This is a genomic window from Caulobacter sp. SSI4214 (genome assembly GCF_012184455.1).
Classification (GTDB): Bacteria; Pseudomonadota; Alphaproteobacteria; order Caulobacterales; family Caulobacteraceae; genus Caulobacter; species Caulobacter vibrioides_E.
In genome coordinates this window covers 1-26,333 of record NZ_SZWJ01000056.1, presented here as the reverse complement: position 1 = coordinate 26,333, position 26,333 = coordinate 1, and the positions used below count along the sequence as shown (strand labels likewise).

The window sequence follows — 26,333 nt, the reverse complement described above, 5'->3', positions numbered from 1 at the left end:
GCGGCCCGGCGTCGCGCTGCGACGTGACGATCCGCTTCGGCAGCTATGGCGGCGGCATCGACCGGGCGCTTTCCGACACCGTGTCCGACATGGTCAGGACCGACCGCGACCTGGCCCATGTCGAACGCAAGCCGTGGGGCCGCGAGGGCGAATACGACCTCTGCCTGACGGCCAAGTCGAAGCTGAACGCCGGCGCCATCTACGAGCGCTACCGGGCGATGCTTCCCGCCAGGAACCTGCAAGCGCCCACGTCGATCGAGGGGCCGGACGGCAAGCGGTTCGAAACGATCGGGCCGATGTAGCGGCGGTTCCTGAGGACAGATCTGGTTGGATTGCGGACGCACCGGAGATAATGTCTGGCGATGATCCTTGAACTTCTTCTCGTATCGAGCATCACAACGTCTGCAGTCGAAGTCTGGACGGGAGGTGATGACGGCTTGACCCAGCGTTTCGCGGGCGACTTTCGCAGCGCGGTGCAGGATGTGACCGGGCGCCCGATGAAGGCCCTAGTCGATCAGATAAAGCCTGCTGCCGGCGGCCGATGGCTCACGACAGTGGTGTTCAGCCGCGATGGTCAGGAAATTTACACGGCGAAATGCGTCAAGGTCGAAAGAGAAATCTCCCAGTGTGTCAGAGAGGCGGCAAAGGCCTCTGAGCGACTTACAAGAGAGGGCCGCTAAGGGCCGCGAACAGCCTCTCCCCTTCTCCCATAAACCTGAGCTTCCCGGCGACTGCCGGGACCCAGATCGAACCCACGGGCGCGCGTCCCTTTAGTTCGGAGCGATGTCGCACCACCCCCAAGCGCTCTGGATGAATCTGGGCCCCGGCGTTCGCCGGGGAGGTCGGTTGAGGAGGGATATCTATTAGGGCCGAAAGCCGACCAGACCGTCGCCCTAAATCGGCCGCCCGGTCAGCTTCCACAGCAGCGGGCGGCAGACGCTCATCAGCATGATGGCCGGGGCCAGCAGCACCGCGGCGGCGAACAGCTGGAACGAGTCGGCGCGCTTGATGAAATAGCGGGTCAGGCCGACGCCCTTGTGGAACTCGACCTTGACCGGATGCTCCAGGCTGGTGTGGCCCAGATGCACGACCTGGGCCTTGGGCTGGAACAGCACCTGGCCGCCGGCGCGGCGGGCGCGCCAGCACAGGTCGATGTCCTCGACGTGCAGGAAATAGCCTTCGTCGAAACCGCCCAGGGCGTCGAAATCCCGGCGGCGCATGGCGAAGCAGGCCCCCGAGATGGTCGGCATCGGCGCCGGTCCCGCCGGCACCGGCTCGTGTTCCCGGTGTATCTCGAAGGCCGCCAGCTTCGGATAGCGGCGGGTCAGTTGGCCGAAGCTGAGCACGGTGCTCATCGGCGTCACCTCGCCGCGACGGCCGCCGCGCTGCTCGGAGCCGTCGACGTTCAGCACCCGCGCCCCGACGATGGTCGGCGTCGGCTGGCCCTTGAAGGCCGTCACCAGGCTGGCCACGCAGCCGGGCTGCAGGTTGGCGTCCGGATTGAGGAAGACGATGTGCTCGCCGCCCGCCGTCGTGGCGCCCAGATTGGCCCCGCGCGCGAAGCCGATATTGCCGTGGCCCTGCTTGAGCACGACGCGCGGCTCGGTCAGGGCCAGGGCGCGCAGCATGTCCTCGTCGCGAGCGCACGAGCCGTTGTCGACGATCACGAACTCGTCGACCAACGGCTCGGCCAGCACGTGCCTGATGCTCTCGATGAGCGCGTCTCCCGTCCGATAGACGACCATGACCACCGACACGTTCGGGCGAGCCGGACGGGCGCCGGCGGTAATGGTCGAGAGGGACGGGATCATGCTGTTCATCAGGCGGTCGCGGCCTCCAGTGACGCCTTGGCGGCGCGCGCGCGCGCCACGTCCGGCGGGGTGGCGTCAGCGGTCAGGACGGCCAGGGCTTCCTCAAGCGGCAAGACGCTCTGTCCCTCGCCGCCCAGGCGGCGCAAGGCCAGTTGCCTCGTCTCTGCTTCCTTGCGTCCCACAACCGCGATCACTGGCGTCTTGGCGAGGCTATGCTCGCGAATCTTATAGTTGATCTTCTCGTTCCGAAGGTCCAGTTCCGCGCGCATACCTAGATTCGTCAACGTCTCAACGACCTCGCGGGCATAGTCGTCGGCGTCGGAGGTAATGGTGGCCACCACGACTTGCGTCGGCGCCAGCCAGACGGGCAAGGCGCCCGCGTAGTTCTCCAACAGAATGCCGATAAATCGCTCGAAGGACCCCAGAATGGCGCGGTGAAGCATCACGGGACGCTTCTTCGAACCGTCCTCGGAAACGTATTCAGCGCCCAATCGTTCCGGCAGAACGAAATCTAATTGCAGGGTGCCGCACTGCCAGACGCGGCCGATCGCGTCCTTCAGCGAGAACTCCAGCTTGGGACCGTAGAAGGCGCCCTCGCCCTCCTGGAGCACCAGGGTCTCGCCCGCCGCCTCGGCGGCCGCCGATAGAGCGGCTTCAGCCTTGTCCCAGATTTCGTCCGTACCCGCGCGCAGCTCGGGACGCGTCGAAAACTTGGTGTCGGCCAGCGTCATGCCCAAGTCGTTATAGACCGAGCGCAACAATTCGATGAATCGCGCGCTCTCCTCGGTGACCTGCTCCTCGCGACAGAAGATGTGGGCGTCGTCCTGGGTGAAGGCCCGCACGCGCATGATGCCGTGCATCGAGCCCGACGGCTCGTAGCGGTGGCAGGCGCCGAACTCGGCCATGCGCAGCGGCAGTTCGCGATAGGACTTCTGGCCGACGTTGAAGATCTGGATGTGGCCGGGGCAGTTCATCGGCTTGACGGCCAGGACCTCGCCCTCGGCGCTCTCGCACATGAACATGGCGTGGCCGAACTTCTCGGCGTGGCCCGACTTTTCCCACAGGCTCCGGTCCAGGATCTGCGGCGTCTTGACCTCCTTATAGCCGGCCGCGTCCAGGCGGCGGCGCATATAGTCTTCCAGCACGCGATAGAGCGCCCAGCCTTTCGGGTGCCAGAACACCATGCCCTTGCCCTCTTCCTGGATGTGGAAGAGGTCCATGGTCTTGCCCAGCTTGCGGTGATCGCGCTTCTCGGCTTCCTCGACGCGCTTCAGATAGGCGTCGAGGTCGGCTTCGGTGGCCCAGCTCGTGCCGTAGATGCGCTGCAGCTGAGCGTTGTTCTGGTCGCCGCGCCAATAGGCGCCGGCCAGCTTGGTCAGCTTGAAGGCCTTGCCGACGTGCTTGGTCGACGGCAGGTGGGGACCGCGGCACAGGTCCTTCCAGTTCCCCTGGCGATAGACCGTGATCGTGTCGGTGTTGGGCAGATCGCGGATGATCTGCGCCTTGTACTGCTCGCCGATCTCGTCGAAGTGCTTGATGGCCTCGTCGCGGTCCCAGACCTCGCGCGTGATCTTCTCGTCGCGATCGACGATCTCCTTCATGCGCTTTTCGATCTTCTCCAGATCATCCAGGCTGAAAGGCTCGTCGCGGGCGAAGTCGTAGTAGAAGCCGTCCTCGACGTTCGGGCCGATCGTCACCTGGGTGCCGGGGAACAGCTCCTGCACCGCCTCGGCCAGCACGTGGGCCGTGTCGTGACGGATGGTGTCGAGGGCCTCGGGCGCGTCGCGCGTCAGGATCTCGAACTTGCGCTCGCCCGTCAGCAGGTCGGGCGTCAGGGCGCGGTCCAGGTCCAGCACCTGGCCGTCCAGCTTGATCAGCAGCGCCTTCTTTTCCAGCGACTTGGAGATGGCGGCGGCGACGTCGCGCCCTGTCGAGCCGTCCGGATATTGTCGCGAGGAGCCGTCGGGGAAAACCAGATCGATCATTCTTCACATTTCCACTTGCGTGGCTGGTGTCGCGGCGGCGGCGGGTCGTAACCCGATCCGCCAAACGGATTGCAGCGGCAAATCCGTCGCAACGTCAGCCAAGAACCCGTTATCGGGCCATGATCCTTCAGGGCGGCGGCCGCGTACTCCGAACAGGTCGGCGCGAAGCGGCACTGACGCCCGATAAAGGGCGAGAGCGTCAACTTGTAGGCCCGGAGGCCAAGGTCGACGGTGCGTTCATAGAGAGACATTGCCGGCGCGCGACTTTGTTGCAGTGCGGTTACACACTCCCCGGAGGGAAGGATCAAGCCGCGCCGGCGGTGCTAGTTCGCGTTTCGGAGCGGGCTGTGGCCTTCCGGACAGCCTCCACCGTCGCGTCGAACGCCAGCAGCGTCGAGGCGTGACGGGCGGGATAGTCCTTGACCGGCTCCAGCACGGCGAGCTCCGCAAACCGGCCCGCGGGAGGCGAACCGTTCGACTTGAGCATAGCGGCAAGCGAGTCCCGCGCCAACTCGATCTCGGAAAGTTCGGCGCCGATCACGTTGGCGCCGAGGATCGCGGCGGCGGCCTGGCCCAGGGCGCAGGCCGAGACGTCCTGGGCGTAGTCGACGACCTGGCCGTCTTGGATCGTCACATCGACGACGATTCGGCTGCCGCACAGCTTGGCGGTCTTCTCGCTGGTGGCGTCCGGCGCGGCCAGGCGGCCGGCGCGCGGCATGTTGGCCACTAGCGTCAGGATTTTCGCGCTGTAGAGGTCGTCGATCATCGCGCGTCTCAGATGGGGGCCCGTCGGCGCTCGGACCAGAGGACCTCGGACCGATCGCGCACCGCCTCGCCCATCGCCGCGAAGGCGGCCTTCAGCCGGCGGCGCTCCTCGCGCGACACGAAGCGCAGCAGAAGCCCCATGAACAGCTCGCCGTTCGAAAAGGTGGCGTTCTCCGGGCCCATGTTCTCGATCTCGAGATACCGGATGGCGGTGACGAAGCCGCCCATGCGGCTGGATCGCCAGTGCAGCTGCTCGTAGGGCACCCAGTCCTGGACGATCGGCGCGATCACCTGGGCCGGCTGGTCGGGCAGGTGCTGCTCCAGCGTCAGGGCCGTGCCGATCTTCATCTGCCCCTCGGCCTTGCGGTAGAGGGGGTTCCATTCGTGCCAGGTCGAAAAGTCGGACACGACCTCCCAGACGATCTCGGCGGGGGCCTGGACCCCGATGCGGTGCTCGACGGCGCGCTTCATGGCCCTCAGTCCTTCATCCGCCAGGTGGCGCCCGACGGGCCGTCCATGACCACGACGCCCAGGGCGTCGAGCTGGGCGCGGATGGCGTCGGCGGCGGGCCAGTCCTTGGCGGCGCGCGCGGCGACGCGCTGAGCCAGCAGCGCCTCGACCTGGGCCTTCAGCTCGTCGGAGGCGTCGCCTTCGAACCAGCTGTCCGGATCGGCCTGCAGGAAGCCCAGCAGGGCGCCGGCCTCCAGGAGGCGCGCCTTGTTGGCGGCGATGGCGACGGTGTCGCCGGCCGTCACGGCCTTCTCGATCAGGCTCGACACCTCGAAGAAGGCCGAGGTCGCCAGCGGCGTGTTGAGGTCGTCCATCAGGGCGGCCATCACCTCGGCCGGGGCCTCCATGGCCTGGTCGGGCGCGACGTCCTTGGCGCGGCGCAGGGCGCCGTACAGGCGGTCCAGCGACTTCTTGCTCTGCTCCAGGAGCTCCGGCGTCCAGTCCAGCGGCTGGCGGTAGTGGGCCGACAGCAGCGCCCAGCGGATCACCTCGCCCGGAACCGTTTTCAAGAGCTCGTGCGGGATGATGACGTTGCCCAGGCTCTTGGACATCTTCTCCCCGCCCATGTCGAGGAAGCCGTTGTGCATCCAGTAGTTGGCCAGCACCGACGTCTTGTGGGCGCAACGGCTCTGGGCGACCTCGTTCTCGTGGTGCGGGAAGGTCAGGTCGATGCCGCCGGCGTGGATGTCGATCGTCTTGCCCAGCGCCTTGTCGATCATGGCCGAGCATTCGATGTGCCAGCCCGGACGGCCCGCGCCCCAGGGGCTTTCCCACTCGGGCTCGTTTTCCTTGGAGGGCTTCCACAGCACGAAGTCGGCGGGGTGGCGCTTGTAGGGCGCGACCTCGACGCGGGCGCCGGCGATCATCTCGTCCAGCGGCCGGCCCGACAGCTGGCCGTAGTCGGCGAAGCTCTGGGTGTCGAACAGCACGTGGCCCTCGGCGGCGTAGGCGCTGCCGTTCTCGACCAGCTGGCCGATCATCTCCAGGATCGCGCCGATGTGTTCGGTGGCCTTGGGCTCGAGATTGGGCCGCAGCGCGCCGAGCGCATCCGCGTCCTGGTGGTAGGCCGCTAGATAGCGCTCGGTGATCACGCTGATCGGCACGCCCTCGTCGGCGGCCTTCTTGTTGATCTTGTCGTCCACGTCGGTGACGTTGCGGGCGTAGACCACCGCGTCCTCGCCATAGAGATGGCGCAGCACGCGATACAGCACGTCGAACACCACCACCGGCCGGAAATTGCCGATGTGGGCGTGGTTGTAGACCGTCGGGCCACAGACATACATCGTCACCCGCGTGGGATCGGCGGGAACGAAGTCGCGCTTCTCGCGCGCCAGGGTGTCGTGGATCTTCAAGGTCATGATGTCGCGATGCTGTGACGTAACGGAGATGTTGCCCCCAGGCGGGGCCGGCTCCATATATCCTTCGGATACGGATTGGGCCACGCCCATCGATACGTCCATCGCGACGCTTCGACCGTAGCCGTGAAACGGGTGGCACGCGTCATTCCAGGACGACCGGCGTCCTGGCGCAACTCAGCCCGTGGAAAGACCCCTCTGACATGGACGCCCTCGCTCGCGAACGAACCCTGATCGGCGCCGACGATCTTGATCTTGAAGCCGCTGAACGCCCCTCGAAAGAGGAGGCCATGGCCGCCGTGCGGACCTTGCTGGCCTGGGCCGGCGACAATCCCGAACGCGAGGGGCTGATCGATACGCCCAAGCGCGTGGTCGAGGCCTTCGAGGAATGGTTCGCCGGCTATCACGGCGATCCGGCCAAGGAGCTGTCGCGCACCTTCGAGGACGTGCAGGGCTATGACGACATGGTCATGCTGCGCGGCATCGACGTGCAGAGCCACTGCGAGCACCACATGGCGCCGTTCCTGGGCAAGGCCTGGGTGGCGTACATGCCGACCGGCAAGGTCGTGGGCCTGTCGAAGCTGGCGCGCCTGGTCGAGATCTTCGCCAAGCGTCTCCAGACCCAGGAGACCATGACCATGCAGATCGCCGACGCCATCGAGGACCACCTCTCGGCCGCCGGCGTCGCCGTGCTGATCGACGCCGAGCACCAGTGCATGTCGACGCGCGGCGTCCACCACCACGACGTCTCGACGATCACCACCCAGTTCCGCGGCGTGTTCAAGACCGACAAGGTCCTGCAACAGCGGTTCATGGACCTGGTGCGGAAGTAGGAAATGGATCCTCCCCCGCGACGCGGGGGAGGATCAAGCCGCCCGCCAGATGCCCTCGCGCAGCCGCGCGACGCAGGCGTCGACGGGGCGATGCACCAGCGTCACCAGCACGAAGCTGATCAGCATCAACAGATACCAGGCGCCCATCTTCTCGATCGGCACCAGGCGCCAGCCGTCCGCCTGGCTGGGATAGATCCACGCCCCGGCGAAGGTCCCGAGGTTCTCGGCGAACCAGATGAACAGCGACACCAGCACCGCGCCCATCAACATCGGCATCCGCCGCGCGGTTTGATCGGGCGTGAACACGAACCACGTCCGGCCGAACAGGAGCGCCGACAGGGCGAACAGCCCGACCCGGAAGTCGACGATGTAGTGGTGGGAAAAGAAGTTGGCGTAGATCAGCACCGCCAGGATGTGCGTGCTCCAGAACGGCGGATACCGCTCGAAGGTGATGTCGAACAGCCGCCAGATCCGCGCGATATAGCTGCCGACGCAGGCGTACATGAAGCCGGTGAACAGCGGCACGCCGCCAATCCGCAACAGGCTGGGCTCGGGATAGATCCAAGAGCCATGGGCCGTCTTGAACAGCTCCATCACCGTGCCGACGACGTGGAACATGAAGATGACCAGCGCCTCGTCCCAGCGCTCCAGCTTCAGCGCCAGCAGCGCCGCCTGGATCGCGACCGCGGCGATGACGAGAAAGTCGTAGCGGGCCAGCGGCGCGTGGGCGGGCCAGAACAGATGGGTGCCCACCAGCAGGGCCAGCATCAGAGCGCCGAACAGGCAGGCCCAGGCCTGTTTCAGGCCGAACAGCAGGAATTCGTAGGCGTAGCCGTTCCAGCGCGAGCGCCGCGCCCAGGGCCGAGCCCACACGTCCAGAGCCGCGACGGCGGCCTTGATGCGGTCCTTCAGAGTCATCCCTGTCCCGTCCCTCGGGGAGACGCGGAACCTAGCGCAGGCTCAGCGCCTGCGCCATATGTGGCGCCATGAGCACCAACCTGTTTCCCCAAGCGCACAGCAAGCACGATCTGGAACGCGGCGCGGCCCTGGCCCCGCGCTTCAACGCCGACGGTCTGGTCGTGGCGGTGGCTCAGCACGCCGACACCGGCGAGATCCTGATGCTGGCCTGGATGAACGACGAGGCCCTGAAGCTGACCGTCGAAACCGGCGTCGCCCACTATTTCAGCCGCTCGCGCAACGCGCTCTGGAAGAAGGGCGAGACCAGCGGCCAGCTGCAGGACGTGGTCGAGCTGCGGGTCGACTGCGACCAGGACGCGGTGCTGATCAAGGTTCGTCCGCGCGGCGACGGCGGCGCCTGCCACGTCGGCTTCCGCTCGTGCTTCTACCGCGTGCTGAAGGACGGCGAACTGGTCGAGACGGACGCGCCGCTCCATGACCACGACTGACGCCCTCGTCGCCTTTAGCCTGGCCGCCGGCCTGCTGACCCTGACGCCGGGCCTGGACACGGCGCTGGTCATTCGCACGGCCGCCGCCGAGGGGCCGCGCCGGGCGGCGGGCGCGGCGATCGGCATCGGCCTGGGCTGCTTCCTCTGGGGCGCGGCGGCCGCCTTCGGCATCGGGGCCCTGCTGACCGCCTCGACCCTGGCCTATACGGCGCTGAAGTGGACCGGAGCCGCCTTCCTGGCCTGGACCGGCCTTCGCATGATCGTCAAGCCCCGCGACCAGTTCGAACCGGGTGAGATGAAAGCCATCGACGCGGGCCCGATCGCGGCGATGCGCCGGGGCCTGCTGACCAATCTGCTCAATCCCAAGGTCGGGATCTTCTACGTCTCGTTCCTGCCGCAGTTCATCCCGGCCGGCGTCGATCCCGCCCGCTTCGGCCTGCTGCTGGCCGGCATCCACGTGGCCGAGGGCCTGCTGTGGTTCGCGGTCCTGATCGCCGCCACCGTGCCGATCGCCGGCCTGCTGCGCGTGTCGAGCGTGGTCCGCTGGCTGGACCGCGTGACCGGCGGCGTCTTCCTGGCGTTCGGCCTGCGGCTGGCGTTGGAGCGGCGATGACCCGCGCCGTCGATGACATGGACGACGACTTCGCGGACCTGGCCTTCGCGGACGGCGCCTTCGAAGCGGGCGCCCCCGAGGTCCTGACCGTCGACCTGCCCGCCGATCAGGCTGGCCAGCGGCTGGACAAGGCGCTGGCGCCGCTGTTTCCCGCCCTGTCCCGCGCCAGGCTGCAAGCCCTGATCGGCGAGGGCCGCCTCAGCCTCGACGGCCAGCCGGTCGCCGACGCCTCGCGCAAGGCCCGGGCCGGGACCTATGTCCTGTCGGTCCCGCCGCCCGCCGCGGCCGAGCCCGAGCCCGAGGCTATTCCTCTGACCGTCCTCTACGAGGACCAGCACCTGATCGTGGTCGACAAGCCGGCCGGCATGGCGGCGCACCCGGCGCCGGGCTCGTGGACCGGCACCCTGGTCAACGCCCTGCTGCACCATTGCGGCGACAGCCTGTCAGGGGTCGGCGGGGTGGCGCGGCCGGGCATCGTCCACCGCCTGGACAAGGACACCTCCGGCGTCATGGTCGCGGCCAAGAGCGACGCGGCTCACCAGGGCCTGTCGCGGCTGTTCTCGACCCACGACATCGACCGCCTGTACATCGCCCTGACGCGCGGCGCGCCCTCGCCGGCCGCGTCCACGATCGAGACCCGCATCGGCCGCTCGCCCGGCGATCGCAAGAAGATGGCGGTGCTGCGCGCGGGCGGCCGCGAGGCGATCACCCACTACCGCGTCGAGGCCGCGTTCGGCCCCGCCGACAAGCCCCTGGCCGCGCGCGTCGCCTGCCGGCTGGAAACGGGCCGCACCCACCAGATCCGCGTCCACATGGCCAGCAAGGGCTCGCCGTGCCTGGGCGATCCGGTCTACGGCGCGGGCCAACCGGCGACGGCGGTGCGCGAGATGATCCGGGAGGCCGGCCTGTCGCGTCAGGCCCTGCACGCGGCGGTGCTGGGCTTCGTCCATCCGATCACCGGCGAGGCCCTGCGCTTCGAAACCCCGTTGCCGGCGGACATGGCGGCGCTGCAGGCCTGTCTGGAAACCCTCTGAACCCGGCCTAAATGTCGCGACGAGGCAAAACTTGCGCCCCGGCGACAAACTCGCCCTAATTAGGCTGACTTGGCGGCGCACTGTTGGGGTTCCGTCGTCGTGGAGCGTAGTCATGCGGCCTCATCTCGCGATCATCGTCGCCTCCCTGGCCCTGAACGCCGCCGCCGCGCGGGCGGCGCCCGCCGACGACGAGGTGATCGCCACCGCCCAGGCCAAGCCCTCGGCCCAGGCCCTGACCGCGACCGCCGCCGCGCCGACGCCGGCCCCCGCGACGCCGGCCAAGCCGTTGACCACCCAGGAACAGATCGCCGCGTTCATCACCACCAATCCCGCGCCCCAGGTCGAGGACGGCCCGCGCGGCATCGTGCCGGCCGCGCGCGACCAGGACGACGACCGCGACGCCGACGGCAAGCGCAAGATCCACGGTTCGGCGGGCTTCTCGGTGGGTTCGGGCGGCTATCGCAGCGCCTACGCCTCGGCCCTGATGCCGGTCGGCGAGAACACCACGGTCGGCGTGGCCGTCTCGAAGACCGACTACGGCAAGCGCGGCGCCTATCTTGATCCCTATTATGGGTACGGCGGCGGATACGGCTATGGCGGACCGTGGCGGCGCGGCGGCGAAAGCCAGTCCCTGGCGCTGTCGGTGATGACCGGCTCCGGACGGGGTCATGGCGACGTGCCGGCCGGCTGCGCGCCTGGATTCCGCGATGGAAGCCGCTATGTCGAGCCGCTCTGGGTGCAGGACATGCGCGCCGACGGTCGCGGCTGCCCGGCCAGCGAACCGTCGCGCTGATCCGCATACCCGCGATCGACGATCGCGCGGCGTTCGCGGATGTTTAACGGCTTAGCCCCCATGGTGCGCGCCTCGGGCGTCTAGGGCTATTCGATGCAGCCGGAACTCACCGCATATCGCCACCCCGCGACCGGGACCATGACCTATGTCATCGTCGACACCGCGACCTTTCTTTGCGCCATCGTCGACCCGGTTCTGGACTTCGACCCCCAGACCGAAGCCGTCGACACGGGTTTCGTCGACCAGATCATCGCCGACATCCGCGCCAAGGATCTGGGTCCCACCTGGATCCTGGAAACGGGCCTGCACACCGGCCATCTCTCCGCCGCCGGCCATCTGAAATACGAAACCGGCGCCTCGGTCTGCATCGGCGCGCGGGTCGTCGAGAGCCTGAAGCGCCTGGCCCCGATCTTCGGGGAAACCATGGTCGACCTGGACGGCTGGGATTTCGACAAGCTGGCCCAGGACGGCGACACCTTCCCGATGGGCGGGCTGGAGATCACCCCGATCGCCCTGACCGGCCGCCTGCCCGGCGCGGTGGCCTACAAGATGGCCGACATGCTCTTCACCGGCGACCTGATCCTCTGCCCCGAGGACGGCGCGGGCCGTTGCGACGTGCCGGGCGCCGACGCCGGCAAGGCCTGGGACGACGCGCGCAAGCTTCTGGGCCTGCCGCCGGAAACCCGGATCCTGCCGGGCGTCTGCGCCGTCGAGGCTCGCGAATCGACCGTGGCCGAGGAAAGGGCCGGCAATATCCAGTTGAACGACAAGATCGACCGGCTGGACTTCATCGCCCTGCGCACCGCCGCCGACGCCATCCTGCCCGACCCGGATCTGGTCTCGCCCGCCCTCCGCGTGGCGATCCGATCCGGCAAGCCGCCCTCCCCGCCCGAGCAGGGACCGCGCTTCCCGGTCGTGGACCTTTCGAAGCTCTGAGGCGACGGGCGTCGGGACCCGGGACGCGCCGCCGGGAACCCTGGCGAAGTCCCCGCTTTTCCGCTGCATTCTGACAATCGCGCGCGCCCTGGGCTCGCTCGATAAAAAGCTTGGTCCAGGGGCTTGCGTCCCGCCGACGACGCCGCTAGGTATCGCGCCCTCGACCTCGGGGGCCTTTCCGGCTCTCCCGAACGGCGCCTGGAGAGGTGGCAGAGTGGTCGAATGCGCCGCACTCGAAATGCGGTTTACGTGAAAGCGTAACGTGGGTTCGAATCCCACCCTCTCCGCCATAGCCCTCGCCGCGACCGTGGTCTTCTGGCCATGAGTCCTGAGCCTAGAACCCGCAACAACGAACCTGTTCGCGAACAGTCAGCCGGTTGATCCGACCAACGTTTGCCGCGAGACACCTTCAGGGCGGCCTTATCGTCGGGGATGTAGGCCGGCCGCTTGGCCCTGGACCATGCGCGCCAGCCCGTGGCCGCCCGCGCCCCAGTCGGCTACGACCGCGCCTTTCGCGGAGGTTATCGCCCCAACGAGACCTTCTACCTTAGCGTTGGCGAGCGCGCGCGGCTGGCCAACGCCAACTTCGCAAAGTTGTTATAGTCGACCGCTATCAGCGCGGCCGTGCCGCCCGAACCCAAGCCCGATGTCGAGCGCCTCGTCCAGGACGAGGAGCCCCTGCTGCGGGCCTATCTGCGTCGGCGCCTGCGTGTCGGGGACGACGTGGACGACTATGTTCAAGAGGTCTACGCCCGAGTTCTTGCCACGCCGCCGTCCAGGCCGGTGCGGTCGTGGCAGGGCATGCTCCGCCGCATCGCCGCCAACCTGATCATCGACGGCGCGCGCAATGCCCGCCGCCAAGCCAGCAGCGCCCAGGTCCGCCTGGATGACGACTGGGAGGTGGGCGACGATCGCCCGTCGGCCGAGGCTTCTGTCATCGCCCGAGAGCGGCTGTCGAAGGTCATCGCCACCCTGGAGGAGGCCTCGCCGATCGCGCGCAGCGTCTTCCTATTGGTCCGCGTCGAGGGCCTCACCCACCGCGAGGCCGCCGCCAGGCTCGGCATTGAGCCCAAGGCTGCATCGCGTCACGTCGAACGTGTGCTGCTCTTGATTTCCCGACGGCTGGCGGAGACCTTGCGGCCGTGACCGTCGCCCCCGCCCCGACCTTGGCGCCCAGCGAAGAACGCGTCCTCGAGGAAGCGACGCGCTGGTTCGTGCGCGCCCGCTCCGACAGCCTCTCCGAGCCCCAGCGTGCGGAGTTGCTGGCCTGGCTGAAGGCCGCGCCCGAACATGCCGCGGCCATGGACGTCGTCTCCAGGTCCTGGACCATGTCCGAACAGGCCGGACGGTCCGATGTCCTGGCGCCCGCCCTGCTGCGCGCGCGGAGCCTGCGCGACAGCCATGGCGCCCGGGCGCGGGGGCGGGCCAGGATCTGGTTCCGGGGCGCGGCCTTCGCCGGCGCCGCCCTGGCCACGGCGGCGGCCGCAACGTTCACCCTGCTGTCGAACCAGCAGACCTACGCCACGCCGCGCGGCGAGCAGCTGAACACCGTGCTTCCCGACGGGACGCGCGTGCGGCTGGACGCGGCCACCCGGCTGGAGGTCCGCTACGGCGTCTTCAGCCGCGAGGTCCGGCTGGTCAGGGGCGAGGCGGAGTTCGACGTCGGTCATGGCCGCTGGATGACCCAGGCTTGGCGTCCGTTCCGGGTCGCCGCCGGTCCGCTCCAGGTGTGGGACAAGGGCACGCGCTTCACCGTCCGCTGCCGGGACGAGACGCTGCGCGTCGTGCTGGTGCAAGGCGCTGTCGAGCTGCACGATCCGGCCGCCAGGACGGTCCGCGCCCGCCTGCGCCCCGGCGAAGCCGCCGAACTCGCGCCGGACGGCCAACTGACCGTCTCCCCAGTGGACCTGACCTCCGCCCTGGCCTGGCAGCGGGGCGAACTGGTGCTGCGGGGCGCCACCTTGGCTTCGGCCCTGGCGGAATTCGGCGCCCGGACGCCGACCAGCTTCGACGTGGACCCCGCGATCGGCGCCAGGCCGATCAGCGGCGTCTACCACGTCAACGATCCCGTCGGCTTCCTCAACGCCGTATCGACACTCTACCCGATGACCTGGCGAGAAGTCGGTCCCGGCCGTTTCGAGATCCGGTCCGCCGCCGCTGCCCATCGTTGAGCCCTCGCGGACCGTGAAATTTTCACGACACCCCGGATAACGCCGTTCCCTGTCGTCAAGCCCTGCGAAAGCCGGAGCGCCCTCCCCTCCGCGCTCCAATTTCGGGGACGACGAACATGAACTCACGCAACATCAAGCGCGCGCTGCTGGCCAGCGCGCTCTGGCTGGCCGCCGCGAACACGGCCGCCGCCCAGACGCATGCGACCGGCTTCAACATCCCGTCGCAGGACCTGGGCGAGGCCCTGACCAAGCTGGCCCACATGTCCGGCCGCAACATCCTGTTCACGCCGCAGATGGTTCAGGGCGCCCGATCCTCGACCGTGCGCAACGCCGCCAGCTTCGACATGGCGATCCACGGCATGCTGTCAGGCACGGGCCTCGTCGAGGTCGTCTCCGGCGGGACGGTGGTGATCCAACGGCCGCATCGGGCCGTCCTGGTCAAGGCCGCCCTGGTTTCGCCGGCTCCCGCCAAATCCGCCGCCACGTCCGAGGCGCCGCCGGCCGTCGACGCCATCGCGGAGGTCACCGTCACCGCCCGCAAGTCGCGCGAACGCATCAGCGACGTGCCGATCGCCCTGACCGCGATCAGCGGCGTCGACCTGACCCGCAACGACCACCGCCGGATCGAGGACCTCAGCACCCTGGTGCCCAGCACCAACTTCGTGATCACCAATGGCCACCAGTCCAGCTTCTCGATCCGGGGCCTGGGCACCAATCCGGGCAATGATGGCCTGGAGGGCAGCGCGGGCGTATTCCTGGACGGCGTATTCCTGGGCCGCCCCGGCATGGCCGCCACCGACCTGATCGACGTCGACCAGATCGAGGTGCTGCGCGGCCCGCAGGGCACGCTGTTCGGCAAGAACACCACGGCCGGCGCGATCAATATCACCACCGCCGAGCCCAGCTTCGCATTCAGCGGCCGCGCCCAGGCCACCTATGGCAGCGACAATCTCCAGCAATATCAGGGCACGATCAGCGGCCCGCTGGCGGGCGACGTGTTGGCCGGCCGCCTGACCGCCTACAGCACCAGCCGAGACGGCGTGGTCCGCAACGTCACGACCGGCAAGGATGTCGCCGACATCGGCCGCAAGGGCGTTCGCGGCCAACTGCTCTACAAGCCGAACGACGCCTTCAGCCTGCGCCTGATCGGCGAGTATCACCGCGAGCAGCAAAGCACCGGCGCGGTCCTGACGCTCAATTCCCTGGGCGTCACGCCGACGGTCCTCCAGACCAAGCTGAACGCCGTGGGCGCCGTGCTGAAGGCCGATCCCGAAGGCGAGACCACCTATATCGGCGCGCACGACCAGACCGGCACGCGCCAGACAGCCTTCTCGGCCGAGGCCAACTGGCGGCTGGGCGAATTCCTCGTCACCTCGCTGACGGCCTACCGGCGCTGGCATTACGCCTCGGACTCCGACACCGACGCCACCGCGGCCGACGTGCTGAACGGCGGCTACAAGATCAACCACAACCAGCTGAGCCAGGAGCTGCGGGTCAAGTTCCCGCGCATGGGCGACGTCGACGCCGTCGCAGGCCTCTACTATTTCCAGCAGAAGCTGCACGTACAGGCGATCACCCAGTACGGCGCCGACGCCGCGGCCTGGCTGAGCGGGATCCCCAACGGCCTGCTGCCGACCTATGCCCAGTATTCGCCAGCCCTGGCGGGCCTGCTGCTCTACAACAACACCCAGTGGGATCTCTATTCCACGCCGGAGACCCATAGCTACGCCGCCTTCGGCCAGGCGACCTGGCATGTGACCCCCCGTTGGAACATTACCGCCGGCCTGCGCGAGACCTACGAAAAGAAGCAGGAAACCGTGTGGCGCGACACGCCGCGTTCGCTCCTTAACGGCCAGGCCGTCACGGCCCTGGTCAGCCAGAAGGTGGCGCCGTTCCAGGTCAGCACCGACAAGACCTCGCCCTCCTTCGTGCTCAGCACCGACTACCACGCCACGCCGAGCCTGATGTACTTCGCCAGCGTCTCGCGCGGCGAGAAGGCCGGCGGCGTCAACACCAGCCTGCCGGCCACCGGCCAGACGACCGACAGCCTGATCGTCAAGCCCGAGACGGCGACCAGCTATGAAGCCGGCCTGCGGGGCGAGTTCTTCCAGCGCCGCCTGCGGTTCTCGGTCGACGCCTTCTACACCCACGTCTCCGACTACCAGGCGACCTACATCGCCACGGTCAACGGCAACGTCGCCCAGCTGCTGACCAATGTCGGCAGCGTGCGCACCCAAGGGGTCGAGGGCGAGCTGACCGCCGTCCCGTTCACGGGCCTGACCCTGACAGCCACGGGTTCGTTCAACGACGCGACCTACGCGGCCTACAAGAACGGCCCCTGCCCGGCCGGTTCGACGGTCAGCGTCTGCGATTTGACCGGACGCCCGGTGGCCGGCGCGCCCCGCTGGATCGCCAACGCCAGCGCCCGCTACGAGCATAACGTCACCGATCGTCTGACCGGCTACGGCGTGGCGGAATACAGCTTCCGGTCCCACTACTACGGTTATCTCGATGACTCACCCTATTCGCGGACCGGCGGCTATGGCCTGCTGAACCTGCGCGCGGGGCTTCGCGCCGCCGATGGACGCTGGGACTTCAGCGTTTGGGGCCGCAACGTCACCGATAAGCACTACGTCGCCAACTACCTCAGCTACGGCAGCCTGCTGCCCGGCGTCTACGTGCCGTTCTTCGGCGAGTTCGCCAGCTACGGCGCGACCCTGCGCGCGCAATTCTGATCCCCAGCCAAGGACATCACACCATGAAGACCCCCTTCAGCCGGGCCGCTCTCCTGCTGTCGCTGACCCTGGTCGCGGCGCCGGCCCACGCGGCGCAGACTCGCGACTTCTCGATCGCCGTCCTGCCCGACACGCAAAACTATATCGACTACACCCACCAGAAGGTCGCCGGCTTCCCGTTCGACGGCCGCGACATGTTCCTGGACCAGCTGCGTTACGTCTCTAGCCGGCTCAAAAGCCAGGGCGGCGACGTCGCGTTCGTCGTGGGCCTGGGCGACGTCTGGCAGCATCAGAGCCTGGAGATGGATCCCGACCACGTGGCCCGCGGCTTCAAGCGCGCGCCCAATCCGGTCATGGACCACGAATTCGCCCCCACGCCCAAGGTGCGCGAGATCGAGATGCCGACGGCGCGCGAAGGCTACGCCATGCTGGACGGCAAGACGCCCTTCGCCGTCGTGCCCGGCAACCATGACCACGACGCCATGTGGACCGACGTGAACCACCCGCCCAAGGCGGTGGTGAAGGGACCCGAGGACATTGGCATGCTGCACGCCGGCGGCCTTACGAACTTCGATGCGGTGTTCGGCGCGGACTCGGCGTTCTTCAAGGGCAAGCCCTGGTACGTGGACTCGCATGACGGCGGCGCCGACAGCGCCCAGATCTTCAAGGCCGGCGGCTACACCTTCCTGCACATCGGCCTGCGCTTCGACCCGACCAACGACAGCCTGGCGTGGGCGGCCGAAGTCATCCGCAAGCACCCCGGCCTGCCGACCATCGTCACGACCCACGACTACATGGACAATGACGGCCGCCGGCTGCCCAACCCGATCATCGACAACAACGCCGTCGACCCCAACGACAACACCCCGCAGATGGTCTGGGACAAGTTCATCAGCCAGCACGACCAGATCTTCCTTGTGCTGTGCGGCCACGAGCACGGTCAGGCCCTGCGGACCGATGACAACCGCTTCGGCCACAAGGTCGTGCAGGTGCTCAGCGACTATCAGGACCGCCATCAGACAGCGATCGACGCGGGCGTGAACAACCCCTACGTCGGCATCGGCGACGGCTGGTTACGGATAATGACCTTCCATCTAGGCGATGCGACGCCGACCATCGCGGTGCGAACCTATTCCACCGTCTACAACAAGAGCAGCCGCGACACGGCGCAATACGCCGCCTGGTACAAGGCCAAGGAAAAGCCGGCGCTGTCCGACGCGGACTTCCACGGCCAGGACGACTTCACGATCACCCTAAGCGATTTCCGACAACGGTTCGGCAAAGGCTCCTAACACCACCTCATCGCGGTCGCATTTCGTGCGACCGCGACGCCCTCTTCCAAGCAAGCCCCCATCCCGCGGCCCTTTCCGGGCCAAGACTTCCGCCGTGCGCCACAGCAGACTTTGCCATCACTCCACACACCGGATCTTCGGTAGGACGGTCGAAACGGCCGCGGGTGAGTCATGGAACTTAAAGCTTCGCCTTTACAGCACCATCTGCGACCGAGATGCGGCGCGAGCACCATCGTGCCCGAGGGTTGCCAGCCCTTTGTAGTCGGAATTTCAACCAGTGCACTGTTCAACCTTCGGGAGGAGCATCAAGTCTTCGAAGGACGAGACGTAAAAGCCTGAGTAGGCGATCAAGCAGCGAGCACCCGTGGAGTCCTAGTCGACCGGCTTGATCTCAATAGCCGAGACGATCGCTTCGCCCTGGGTGGGTACGAACCGCAGCGTCAGGCCGTCGTCCCGCGCTTCCGCCTCGAACGCCTTGGTGACCGCCTTCAGCGCGCCGCCCCCTTCGGCGGCGACGTCCAGGTTCTTGAGGACCAGCGCGCCATTGACAAGGACGTCGAAGCGACGCGCGCCAGCGGCGAGGTTCGGCTCGACGAAGGTCAGGCGCACGCTGTAGCGACCAGGCGCGACGGGGACGGCGTAGGAGAAGCGCCCCTGGCGGTAGCTCGCGGCGACATCGACCTCATCGGTCCCGGTGATGGCGGCGCGAACCTCCGGACGCCCATAGTCCGCCGACGTATTGGCCGAGAGCGCTTGGCCGCCGGTAAAGAAGGCGTCCGATCCGAACGCCGTCGTCTTGCCCGCGCCGATAAGGGTTCCCGCGTCGATGCGGATCGGCGCCTTGGGGTCGGCGGGACGGCGCCAGACGATGCGATCTTCGACCGTCTGGTTCTGGACCTCCGTCTTGGCGACCAGCACGTTCTCGCCCGGCTGGAGGCGGACGGCCCGCCAGACACAGACGCGTTGCGGACACTCGCTCCGCTGGCCCAGGGACTTTCCGTTCAGCGTCAGGTCGGTGGCCGCGCCGTTTGAATAGACCCGCACGTCCGTCACCGGATAGGCCCGGTCGACATAGCGCCGACCATTGATGTGCACGGTCGGAGTGGTCGTCCAATTGGCCTTGTAGAAGTACCAGGCGTCCTTGCGGACCTTACGGTCGTAGGTGACCAAGCCCTTGGTGTTGATGTCGTCGGCGTCGCCTTCGTGACGAATGGTGGTGCCGAAGTCGAAGGCGTTCCACAGCCAGGAACCCCACAGGTAGGAGCGCCGCGACAGCGCCGCCCAAGCGGTCTCGTGGATGTAGCTCTCGTACTCCTCGGGCTGCGCCCGGCCGCGCGAGTCGATCGGCCCGCCCAGCACGTCGTCGGTGTGCAGGGTGACGCCGCCGCCGGCGCCGTATTCGGTCACCGAGAGCGGCTGACGCGGGCGTTTGGCGTGTAGAGCGTCGAGGTGAGGTCCCAGGTCGTCGGGCGCGCCAAAGTACCAGCCGAAGTAGCGGTTGGCGCCGCCAAGGTCCGCGGCCTCGGCCGTCGTCGGCACGTCCACGCCGGCGGCGAAGACGCGGCCCTCGCAGCAGGTCGCCAGCGCCGTGGGGCGGCCGACGTCTTCCTGGTGCGCGAGATCGTTCAGCGTCTTGAGCAGCGGCATCGGGTCCGGCGCCTTGCCGTCCTTGTAGCCCGTCAGGAAGGCGGGAAAGGAGTTGCCGAAATCGACTTCATTGGCGATGCCCCAGTTGGCGACCGAGGCATGGTTGTAGTTCTGGCGGATCAGCTCGCGCAGTTGCTGCTTGGCGTTCTCGACCAGGGCGGGCGTCGGCTCCAGGGCGCCGCCCGTCGTCCAGGCCGAGACCAGGGGGATTTCGTCCCACAACACCAAGCCATACTTGTCGGCCAGATCGTGGATGGTCTGGCCGTGCTGGTAGTGGGTCAGGCGGATGGAGTTGGCGCCCATCTCGCGCAGGATCGCCACATCCTCTTCGATGTCGGCGGGCGAAAGAGCCCAGCCCTTGCCCTCGCGATCCTGGTGGTAGCCCACGCCCCGCAAACGATAGGGCTTGCCGTTCAGCAAGAAGCCCTTCTCCGGATCAAAACCCATTTGACGCACGCCGAACGCCGAGGAGACGCGATCCAGCACCTTCCCATCGCGGCCGACCAGCTCGGTTTCGAGCCGATAGAGGTAAGGGTCGATCACCCCGTTCCAGAGGCGCGGGTTCGAGACCGACAAGGATAGCGTCGACTCCTGTCCGCCCTTGGTCGGAAGGCCGGCCGAGGCGATGGCCTGAGCCACGACCTTGCCATCGGCGTCGCGGAGCCGCGAGACCACGCGCACCGCCGCGGCGCGGCTCAGGTCGTTCCGCAGCCTCGCCTTGACCTCGATGACGGCCTTATCAGCGCTCAAGGCGGTGGTGCGGGCATAGACGCCGGAACCGCCGAAATCGAGCATGTCGAAGTGGACGGCGTTCGTCACCACCAAGCTCACCGGGCGGTAGAGGCCGCCGTGGACAAAGAAGTCTCCGGTCAGCGGCAGGTTGTCGACCGTCGGCGAGCCCGGCGCGGGCTTGCTGTTGTCCGCGCGCACGACCAGCAGGTTCTGGCCGTCGCCGCGCAGCGCGTCGGTGGCGTCGAGCCGGAAGCGTGAGAAGCCGCCCTGGTGCTCGCCCAGATAGACCCCGTTCAGCCAGACCTTGGCCGCGCGGCTGACCGCGTCGAACTGGAGATAGGCGCGGCGGCCGTTCAGCTTGGGCGCGGCGAAGGTGAGCCGGTACCAGCCCACGCCCTGGGTTTTGTTGATGTTTTCGGCCTTGTTCAGGCGCCCGACCGCACCGGGCTGATACAGTCCCACTCGGTTCCAGGTGTGCGGGACGCTGACACGCCGCCAATTTTGATCGTCGAAGTCCGGGCGCTCGACGCCGCTCAGCGTGTCGTCCTGGCGAAACCGCCAGTCCTGGGCCAGCGGCGTTTCGGTTCGGATCGGGCTGGCGATAGGCGCGGCCATGGCGGCGGCGGGGGCGATGAGGGCGGCCATGGTCGTGGCCAGGAACAATCGTTTCATCGGCAAGCCTCCCACATCGCTCAATGGCGACTTTGGCGCGAGCTTAGCGACTAACGCTGAATCTGCCAGATCAATCTTAAAAATTGGTCAGTCAGCTTTCGTCCAGCGCGGATGAGTACCGAGCCCGCACGCCGGCGGCGGCGCGACGGGCCTCTTCCAGCGCCATCTCCTCCGTCGTGAACAGCAGGTGGTCCATGACGGCGGCCAAGTGCGCGCGCATGGCCGCTCGCGCCGCGTGGGGATCCCGCACCTTCAGCGCGTCAACGATGCGGCGGTGCTCGGCCACCACCGGGCGGATCTTGGCGCTGCGGGCCTTGTCATGGAGCAGAGCGCAGGCCGGAGAGGTGGAGCGCAGGCGCCACAACTCCTCGATCGTCAGCACGACCCCGGCGTTTCGCGTCGCTCGGGCGATGGTCATGTGGAATTCGCGATCGGCGTCCTCCGTCACCTTGGCGCGAAGATTCTCGGCGACCATCGCCTCCAGCAGCCCTTCAAGCTTGGCGATCTCCTCGTCGGTGATCTGCTTGGCCGCCAGGGCCGCCGCTTCACCTTCGAAAGCCAGGCGCGTTTCGGTGAGTTCGAAGGCGGTGATGGCGAAACCGGGGTGATCCTCCAGGCCGGGCAGCCGCCGGACATAGGCCCCCGATCCCACTCGGATATCGAGATAACCCTGGACCTCGAGCGCGATCAGCGCCTCCCGCACGGCGGGTCGACTAGCGCCATACTCGGCGCAGAGCTCGCGCTCGGCCGGCAGGCGGCTGCCGATCGCATACCGCCCATCCACCAGGTCATCGAAGATATGGCGCGCCAATCGCTGGTAGAGGCGATCGCCGCTGATCGCGCCATCGTCGCCGGCTGACCGATCCGCCGCACCCTTCGCGCGAATTGACACTCGACATCCTCCCCTTCGCCTCGACATCCGCCGCCCGCGCCGACCGCGCGCGGGCCGGCTGGTCAGCGCGGCCGATTTTGCGCCGGCGCCGCGAAGATGTCAGGCAAAAAGAGGTTGACCCAAATTCATACGCCCCAAGAATTGGTCAGACAGATTGAGCGCGACCGGAAAGCCTGGCGCGAATAACAATCGGAGGGGAAATGAACAGGCGTCTTCTTTGGATGGCGAGCGCCGCGATGATCGCGGCGTCGGGACAGGTTTGGGCGCAAGCCGCTCCCAAGTCGGCCGAGCAAAATGTCGCGCTCGACGAGATCGTCGTCACGGCTCAAAAGCGCGAACAAAACCTGCAAGACGTGCCGGCCGCCGTCAGCGCGGTGACCAGCGAACAGCTGGAAGCGCGCAACGTGTCTCAAGTCACCGACGTGGTCCGCGTCTCGCCCAGCCTGACGGTCACTGAAAACACCAACGCCACCGGCAACAGCATCAATCTGCGCGGGATTGGCACCTTCTCGTTCAGCATCGGTATCGAGCCGAGCGTCGCGGTCGTGGTCGACGACGTCGCGCTGCTGCAACAAGCTCAAGCCTTCTCGGGCCTCAACGACATCGCCCGCCTCGAAGTGCTGCGCGGCCCGCAAGGCACGTTGTTCGGCAAGAACTCCGCGGCCGGCGTCATCAACATCGTGACGCAAAAGCCGACCAAGACCCTGAAGGGCTCCGTGGGCGGAACCCTGACCAGTGACGGTGAAAAGCGTGTCGAGGGGATGGTCTCCGGACCGATCTCGGACAAGGCCGGCTTCCGCCTCAACGCCTTCTATGGTGACCGTGACGGCTACATCAAAAACCTCAACACCGGTCACAAGCTGAACGGCGAGCGCGCCTACGGCGTGCGCGGGCGGCTGGAACTGGACCCGACCGAGAACCTGAACATCAGCCTGACCGCCGCGCACACCAATACCAAGACCGACGGTCAGGTGCGGACCTTCCAGAGCATCAAACCGGGCGCCAGCGCCTTCGGCGCGCCCCTGGCCCTTTCCGCCGTGGGCCTGACGCCCGGGGATGACAACTACAAGATCCGCCTCGACACCGAGCCGAAGAACACCAGCAAACAGACCACCCTGACGAGCCGCGTGAGCCTGGATCTGGGCGGCGCCAACCTCGTCTCGATCACGGGCTATCAGGACTGGCGCTTCCGCTTCCTGGAAGACCTGGACACCCTGGGCACGCCCACGCTGCTGAACAACGCCGACCCGACCAGCATCCTGCCGAGGGGCTCGACCGCCGGCGGTCCGTTCCATTCGACCAACTTCAGCCAGGAGCTGCGCTTGGTGTCGAGCGGCGTTCGCAAGCTCGACTACCTCTTCGCCCTGTTCTACGCCGACGGCGACTCCAACCGATCCTACGCCCGGGGCCCCAACGCCGCGACCAGCTGGGCGGCGACCGCCGGCACCAAGACCATGGCCGCCTTTACCCAGATGACCTACCACGTCGGCGAGAGGACCCATCTCGACGGCGGCCTGCGGTTCAACCACGAGGAAATTCAGGCCACCTTCATCAACACTACGCCGACGGCCAGCCCGCCCGCGAACAACGCCACGTGCCTGTCCGTCTGCGCGGGCAAGTCCAAGGACGATCACGTCACCTATAAGGTCGCGCTTCGTCAGGATCTGGCGCGCGACGTGATGGGCTACGCCTCCTTCTCGACCGGCTACAAGGGGCAGGGCTTCGACATCAGCACGGGCTTTAACCCCGGGCGGGCCGCCAATCCCGTCCGACCGGAGACCAGCAAGGCCTATGAGCTGGGCCTGAAGAGCCGCATCCTCGACAGACGCGTCCAACTGAACGTCACCGGCTTCCTGACGGACTTCACCGACTTCCAGGCCCAGGGCGGCGTCACCCAGCCGGATGGGACCATCGTGCCCCAGCTCAGCAATGTGGGCGCGCTCCGCAGCAAGGGCGTCGAGGTCGAGGTGTCCGCCAAGCCGGTCCGCGCCCTGCGCATCGACGCCTCGGCGGCCTATACGGACGCGACAATCCGCGAATTCGCCAACGCCCCCTGCTACACGGGTCAGACACTCGCCCAAGGCTGCCGCCCGGTCGGCTCATCGAGCTTCCAGGACCTGTCGGGCAAGACCTTGGCCAATTCGCCGAAGTTCAAGTACTCCCTGGCCGGCGCCTATGACGTCGCGCTCCCGAGCATGCCCTTCGACGGCTTTGTGACGGCGGAATACACCCATCAGAGCGCGGTCATGCTTGATCTCTTGGGCGCGCCTATCTCGCGCCAGAAAGCCTATGGCGTCGTCAACGCCAGCATCGGCGTGGCGGGCCGCGACGAGGATGCCTATCGGGTGGCGCTGTTCGTCAACAATCTGTTCGATCAGCACTATGCGACGTCTCTAGGCTACACCGGTTCGTCGAACGCCGGTGGGGTGGCTCAGCTGCTGCCGCGCAATTCCAGGCGCTATGTCGGCGTGCGCGCCCGCATGGGCTTCTAGAGCGCGCGCGGCGACCTGATCGCGTTTCTCCCCGGGACCGCCTCCCATGGATCCCGGGATCTTCGCCGCTCTGGCGACCGGCGGCGCGCCTTCGACGGCGCGCCGCCTTTTTGTCGAGGGCCGGCGCTGGGGGCTCGTCGGGCGAACAATTCCTGATAGACCAGGGGCGATGGACAAGAGCGGCGACAAGGGCGTTTCGATCAAGGACATCGCGCGGGAAGCCGGCGTGTCGATCGCCACTGTTTCGCGCGTCCTTAACCGCGGCGAAGGCGCCGGCCCCGAGGTTCGCAGTCGCGTTCTCGAGATCGTCGAGCGGCTGGGCTATCGGCCCAATGTCTCCGCGCGCGCCCTGTCGGGGCGGCGCAACTATCTGATCGGCGCGCTCTTCTTGCGCCTGGGCGGCTACCACTATCTTGGCGAGGTCCAGCTTGGGGCGACCCGAGCCTGCCGTCGGGCCGGCTATCACCTCCTCGTCGAGCAGATCGAGAGCGCCGACGGCATGCCCAGCCCCGAGGCGCTGGCCGCGTTCGTGCGCTCGGCCGCCTTCGACGGACTGATCCTGACGCCGCCGCTCTCGGATGATCCCCACCTGCTGGCCGCGATCGAGGATGCGGCGATCCCGTATGTCCGCCTGGCGCCCAACAGCGACGAGGCGCGCTCGCCCTATGTCTGGATGGATGACCAAGGGGCCGCTCGCGAGCAGACCTTGGCGCTCTGGGACTTGGGACACCGCCGCATCGCCTACATCGATGGGCCGGCGGGCCACCGCGCCGCGGTGCGGCGCAAGGCGGGCTATCTGGCCGCCATGACCGAGCGGGGCGTGAGCGTCCCTAGCGCCTGGATCGCCCAAGGCGACTTCTTCGGCATGTCGGGCTTCAACGCGACCGAGGCCTTGCTGGCCCTGGAGCCGGCGCCGACCGCGATCTTCGCCGGCAACGACGAGATGGCCATCGGCGCGCTGGCCGCCGCGGCCAAGCACCGCGTCGCCGTGCCTGAACGCCTTTCCGTGGTCGGCTTCGACAACGCCCCGGGCGGCGAAACCTCTTGGCCGCCGCTTACGACCGTGCATCAACCCATCGCCGAAATGGCGGAGGCCGCGGTCGACATGCTGATCGGTGGGTTCGGAGACCGTCGCTTCCGGGCGCGGGTTCAGGAGCGTAAGCTCGACTACCGCCTGGTTCGACGCCAGTCCGCCGCGCGCGCCCCGTCTGACATCCATCTGGCTCCCTAGCAAAAAGATCACGTCGGCCTCCGCTGCACAAAAAGAGGCCTGACCAATTTCGATTGTTATAGAAAACGTTTTCGTTCGCGCGTAAAACGCTCCCATCCCCGCCGGAGAAGCGGTGGAGCACAGACCTCGCCCACAGGAGGTCGCAACCTTTAGGGGGAGCCCATGCCTTTCACGCCAAAGTTCGACACGAGCGGTCTGGCCTCTTTTACGTCAGCGGCGCCCGTGGTCGTCGCGACTGGACGGGTGGGCCATCACAAATCCGCCGCCTCCGCCGCGCGACCCGCGCGGGCGCTGTTGCTCGCCGCGAGCATGTCGGTGTTGGCGATGTCGAGCACCGCTCAGGCCGCCGTGTCTCCCGAGCTTCCCTGGATGGACGCCAAGCTTTCGCCGGACGAGCGGGCGGCGCTGCTGGACAAGGCGCTGACGCA

Annotated in this window: 24 protein-coding genes and 1 tRNA gene; 16 read left to right on the top strand and 9 right to left on the bottom strand. The window is 67.5% G+C overall.

The features are described 5' to 3' along the window. Both FCU40_RS15535 and FCU40_RS15530 read left to right on the top strand, forming a co-directional pair. The coding region (locus FCU40_RS15535; RefSeq protein WP_168076120.1) for a hypothetical protein at nt 1-302 on the top strand (302 nt) is incomplete at its 5' end. 60 nt (nt 303-362) lie between these two features. Beyond that, nucleotides 363-680 (top strand): hypothetical protein, encoded by a 318-nt coding sequence (locus tag FCU40_RS15530; RefSeq protein WP_206677349.1) that lies wholly within the window; start codon nt 363-365, stop codon nt 678-680. A 213-nt stretch (nt 681-893) separates the two neighbouring features. On the opposite strand, the gene FCU40_RS15525 is transcribed toward FCU40_RS15530, so the two are convergent. Genes FCU40_RS15525 through cysS form a run of 6 tightly spaced genes read right to left on the bottom strand, consistent with a single transcriptional unit; the run spans nt 894 to nt 6,429 of the window. Further along, on the bottom strand, nt 894-1,820 hold the full coding sequence (locus tag FCU40_RS15525) for a glycosyltransferase family 2 protein (protein ID WP_004618728.1): 927 nt from the start codon (nt 1,818-1,820) through the stop codon (nt 894-896). Further along, nucleotides 1,820-3,796, bottom strand: a complete 1,977-nt coding sequence (gene thrS / locus FCU40_RS15520) for a threonine--tRNA ligase (protein WP_168076116.1) — start codon at nt 3,794-3,796, stop codon at nt 1,820-1,822. Before thrS ends, FCU40_RS15525 begins: the two co-directional genes overlap by 1 nt. Further along, the gene (yidD, locus tag FCU40_RS15515) at nt 3,793-4,047 is read right to left on the bottom strand and encodes a membrane protein insertion efficiency factor YidD (protein WP_035017170.1); all 255 of its coding nucleotides are present in this window, start codon (nt 4,045-4,047) and stop codon (nt 3,793-3,795) included. The genes thrS and yidD overlap by 4 nt, the downstream gene beginning before the upstream one ends. A 53-nt stretch (nt 4,048-4,100) precedes the next feature. Then, entirely contained in the window at nt 4,101-4,562 is a 462-nt protein-coding gene (locus tag FCU40_RS15510) for an iron-sulfur cluster assembly scaffold protein (protein ID WP_168076115.1), read from the bottom strand. Nucleotides 4,563-4,570: 8 nt separating this feature from the next. Next, nucleotides 4,571-5,032 carry an SRPBCC domain-containing protein gene (locus FCU40_RS15505; RefSeq protein ID WP_004618734.1) on the bottom strand — a complete coding sequence of 154 codons (462 nt, stop codon included), beginning with the start codon at nt 5,030-5,032 and terminating at the stop codon, nt 4,571-4,573. 5 nt (nt 5,033-5,037) lie between these two features. Further along, nucleotides 5,038-6,429, bottom strand: coding sequence for a cysteine--tRNA ligase (gene cysS / locus FCU40_RS15500; protein WP_035017171.1), 1,392 nt, complete (start codon nt 6,427-6,429; stop codon nt 5,038-5,040). A 200-nt stretch (nt 6,430-6,629) separates the two neighbouring features. Between cysS and folE the strand changes: the two genes are divergently transcribed. After that, on the top strand, nt 6,630-7,259 hold the full coding sequence (gene folE / locus FCU40_RS15495) for a GTP cyclohydrolase I FolE (RefSeq protein WP_035017173.1): 630 nt from the start codon (nt 6,630-6,632) through the stop codon (nt 7,257-7,259). A 33-nt stretch (nt 7,260-7,292) separates the two neighbouring features. Here the strand turns inward: folE and FCU40_RS15490 are convergent, their stop codons facing one another. Next, nucleotides 7,293-8,177 carry a DUF817 domain-containing protein gene (locus tag FCU40_RS15490; RefSeq protein WP_168076113.1) on the bottom strand — a complete coding sequence of 295 codons (885 nt, stop codon included), beginning with the start codon at nt 8,175-8,177 and terminating at the stop codon, nt 7,293-7,295. 68 nt (nt 8,178-8,245) lie between these two features. On the opposite strand from FCU40_RS15490, the gene hisI reads away from it, so the two are divergent. The 10 genes from hisI to FCU40_RS15440 all read left to right on the top strand — a co-directional run bounded on the left by hisI (nt 8,246) and on the right by FCU40_RS15440 (nt 18,239). Further along, complete coding sequence (hisI, locus tag FCU40_RS15485; protein ID WP_004618742.1) at nt 8,246-8,665, top strand: phosphoribosyl-AMP cyclohydrolase; 420 nt, start codon at nt 8,246-8,248, stop codon at nt 8,663-8,665. Beyond that, entirely contained in the window at nt 8,652-9,278 is a 627-nt protein-coding gene (locus FCU40_RS15480; protein WP_168076112.1) for a LysE family translocator, read from the top strand. The genes hisI and FCU40_RS15480 overlap by 14 nt, the downstream gene beginning before the upstream one ends. A 17-nt stretch (nt 9,279-9,295) precedes the next feature. After that, entirely contained in the window at nt 9,296-10,312 is a 1,017-nt protein-coding gene (locus FCU40_RS15475) for an RluA family pseudouridine synthase (RefSeq protein ID WP_241693627.1), read from the top strand. A 112-nt stretch (nt 10,313-10,424) separates the two neighbouring features. Beyond that, nucleotides 10,425-11,105: a hypothetical protein gene (locus FCU40_RS15470; protein WP_168076109.1), complete on the top strand. Its 681-nt coding sequence runs from the start codon at nt 10,425-10,427 to the stop codon at nt 11,103-11,105. Nucleotides 11,106-11,198: 93 nt separating this feature from the next. Continuing rightward, nucleotides 11,199-12,041: an MBL fold metallo-hydrolase gene (locus FCU40_RS15465; RefSeq protein ID WP_168076107.1), complete on the top strand. Its 843-nt coding sequence runs from the start codon at nt 11,199-11,201 to the stop codon at nt 12,039-12,041. A 200-nt stretch (nt 12,042-12,241) separates the two neighbouring features. Continuing rightward, a tRNA-Ser gene (locus tag FCU40_RS15460) sits at nt 12,242-12,331 on the top strand. A gap of 334 nt (nt 12,332-12,665) precedes the next feature. Beyond that, nucleotides 12,666-13,187 (top strand): RNA polymerase sigma factor, encoded by a 522-nt coding sequence (locus tag FCU40_RS15455; protein WP_168076105.1) that lies wholly within the window; start codon nt 12,666-12,668, stop codon nt 13,185-13,187. After that, complete coding sequence (locus tag FCU40_RS15450) at nt 13,184-14,212, top strand: FecR domain-containing protein (protein ID WP_168076103.1); 1,029 nt, start codon at nt 13,184-13,186, stop codon at nt 14,210-14,212. Before FCU40_RS15455 ends, FCU40_RS15450 begins: the two co-directional genes overlap by 4 nt. Nucleotides 14,213-14,328: 116 nt before the next feature. Next, entirely contained in the window at nt 14,329-16,947 is a 2,619-nt protein-coding gene (locus FCU40_RS15445; RefSeq protein WP_168076101.1) for a TonB-dependent receptor, read from the top strand. 23 nt (nt 16,948-16,970) lie between these two features. Continuing rightward, entirely contained in the window at nt 16,971-18,239 is a 1,269-nt protein-coding gene (locus FCU40_RS15440; protein ID WP_168076099.1) for a metallophosphoesterase, read from the top strand. Between the two features lie 372 nt (nt 18,240-18,611). On the opposite strand, the gene FCU40_RS15435 is transcribed toward FCU40_RS15440, so the two are convergent. After that, nucleotides 18,612-21,290 (bottom strand): glycoside hydrolase family 2 TIM barrel-domain containing protein, encoded by a 2,679-nt coding sequence (locus FCU40_RS15435; RefSeq protein WP_168076097.1) that lies wholly within the window; start codon nt 21,288-21,290, stop codon nt 18,612-18,614. A gap of 91 nt (nt 21,291-21,381) precedes the next feature. Further along, entirely contained in the window at nt 21,382-22,182 is an 801-nt protein-coding gene (locus tag FCU40_RS15430) for a FadR/GntR family transcriptional regulator (RefSeq protein ID WP_168076095.1), read from the bottom strand. A gap of 200 nt (nt 22,183-22,382) precedes the next feature. Between FCU40_RS15430 and FCU40_RS15425 the strand changes: the two genes are divergently transcribed. The 3 genes from FCU40_RS15425 to FCU40_RS15415 form a co-directional block, all read left to right on the top strand. After that, complete coding sequence (locus FCU40_RS15425; protein ID WP_168076093.1) at nt 22,383-24,674, top strand: TonB-dependent receptor; 2,292 nt, start codon at nt 22,383-22,385, stop codon at nt 24,672-24,674. A gap of 169 nt (nt 24,675-24,843) precedes the next feature. Further along, entirely contained in the window at nt 24,844-25,905 is a 1,062-nt protein-coding gene (locus FCU40_RS15420; protein ID WP_168076092.1) for a LacI family DNA-binding transcriptional regulator, read from the top strand. 162 nt (nt 25,906-26,067) lie between these two features. Next, nucleotides 26,068-26,333, top strand: a 266-nt coding sequence (locus FCU40_RS15415; protein WP_168076091.1) for a hypothetical protein, incomplete at its 3' end; no start/stop codon positions are given.

What these genes read in the sequence shown, in the direction of transcription:
- FCU40_RS15530 (WP_206677349.1), top strand. Translation starts at nt 363, where the DNA reads ATGATCCTTGAACTTCTTCTCGTATCGAGCATCACAACGTCTGCAGTC.
- FCU40_RS15525 (WP_004618728.1), bottom strand. Translation starts at nt 1,820, where the DNA reads ATGAACAGCATGATCCCGTCCCTCTCGACCATTACCGCCGGCGCCCGT.
- thrS (WP_168076116.1), bottom strand. Translation starts at nt 3,796, where the DNA reads ATGATCGATCTGGTTTTCCCCGACGGCTCCTCGCGACAATATCCGGAC.
- yidD (WP_035017170.1), bottom strand. Translation starts at nt 4,047, where the DNA reads ATGTCTCTCTATGAACGCACCGTCGACCTTGGCCTCCGGGCCTACAAG.
- FCU40_RS15510 (WP_168076115.1), bottom strand. Translation starts at nt 4,562, where the DNA reads ATGATCGACGACCTCTACAGCGCGAAAATCCTGACGCTAGTGGCCAAC.
- FCU40_RS15505 (WP_004618734.1), bottom strand. Translation starts at nt 5,032, where the DNA reads ATGAAGCGCGCCGTCGAGCACCGCATCGGGGTCCAGGCCCCCGCCGAG.
- cysS (WP_035017171.1), bottom strand. Translation starts at nt 6,429, where the DNA reads ATGACCTTGAAGATCCACGACACCCTGGCGCGCGAGAAGCGCGACTTC.
- folE (WP_035017173.1), top strand. Translation starts at nt 6,630, where the DNA reads ATGGACGCCCTCGCTCGCGAACGAACCCTGATCGGCGCCGACGATCTT.
- FCU40_RS15490 (WP_168076113.1), bottom strand. Translation starts at nt 8,177, where the DNA reads ATGACTCTGAAGGACCGCATCAAGGCCGCCGTCGCGGCTCTGGACGTG.
- hisI (WP_004618742.1), top strand. Translation starts at nt 8,246, where the DNA reads ATGAGCACCAACCTGTTTCCCCAAGCGCACAGCAAGCACGATCTGGAA.
- FCU40_RS15480 (WP_168076112.1), top strand. Translation starts at nt 8,652, where the DNA reads ATGACCACGACTGACGCCCTCGTCGCCTTTAGCCTGGCCGCCGGCCTG.
- FCU40_RS15475 (WP_241693627.1), top strand. Translation starts at nt 9,296, where the DNA reads ATGGACGACGACTTCGCGGACCTGGCCTTCGCGGACGGCGCCTTCGAA.
- FCU40_RS15470 (WP_168076109.1), top strand. Translation starts at nt 10,425, where the DNA reads ATGCGGCCTCATCTCGCGATCATCGTCGCCTCCCTGGCCCTGAACGCC.
- FCU40_RS15465 (WP_168076107.1), top strand. Translation starts at nt 11,199, where the DNA reads ATGCAGCCGGAACTCACCGCATATCGCCACCCCGCGACCGGGACCATG.
- FCU40_RS15445 (WP_168076101.1), top strand. Translation starts at nt 14,329, where the DNA reads ATGAACTCACGCAACATCAAGCGCGCGCTGCTGGCCAGCGCGCTCTGG.
- FCU40_RS15440 (WP_168076099.1), top strand. Translation starts at nt 16,971, where the DNA reads ATGAAGACCCCCTTCAGCCGGGCCGCTCTCCTGCTGTCGCTGACCCTG.
- FCU40_RS15435 (WP_168076097.1), bottom strand. Translation starts at nt 21,290, where the DNA reads ATGAAACGATTGTTCCTGGCCACGACCATGGCCGCCCTCATCGCCCCC.
- FCU40_RS15425 (WP_168076093.1), top strand. Translation starts at nt 22,383, where the DNA reads ATGAACAGGCGTCTTCTTTGGATGGCGAGCGCCGCGATGATCGCGGCG.
- FCU40_RS15420 (WP_168076092.1), top strand. Translation starts at nt 24,844, where the DNA reads ATGGACAAGAGCGGCGACAAGGGCGTTTCGATCAAGGACATCGCGCGG.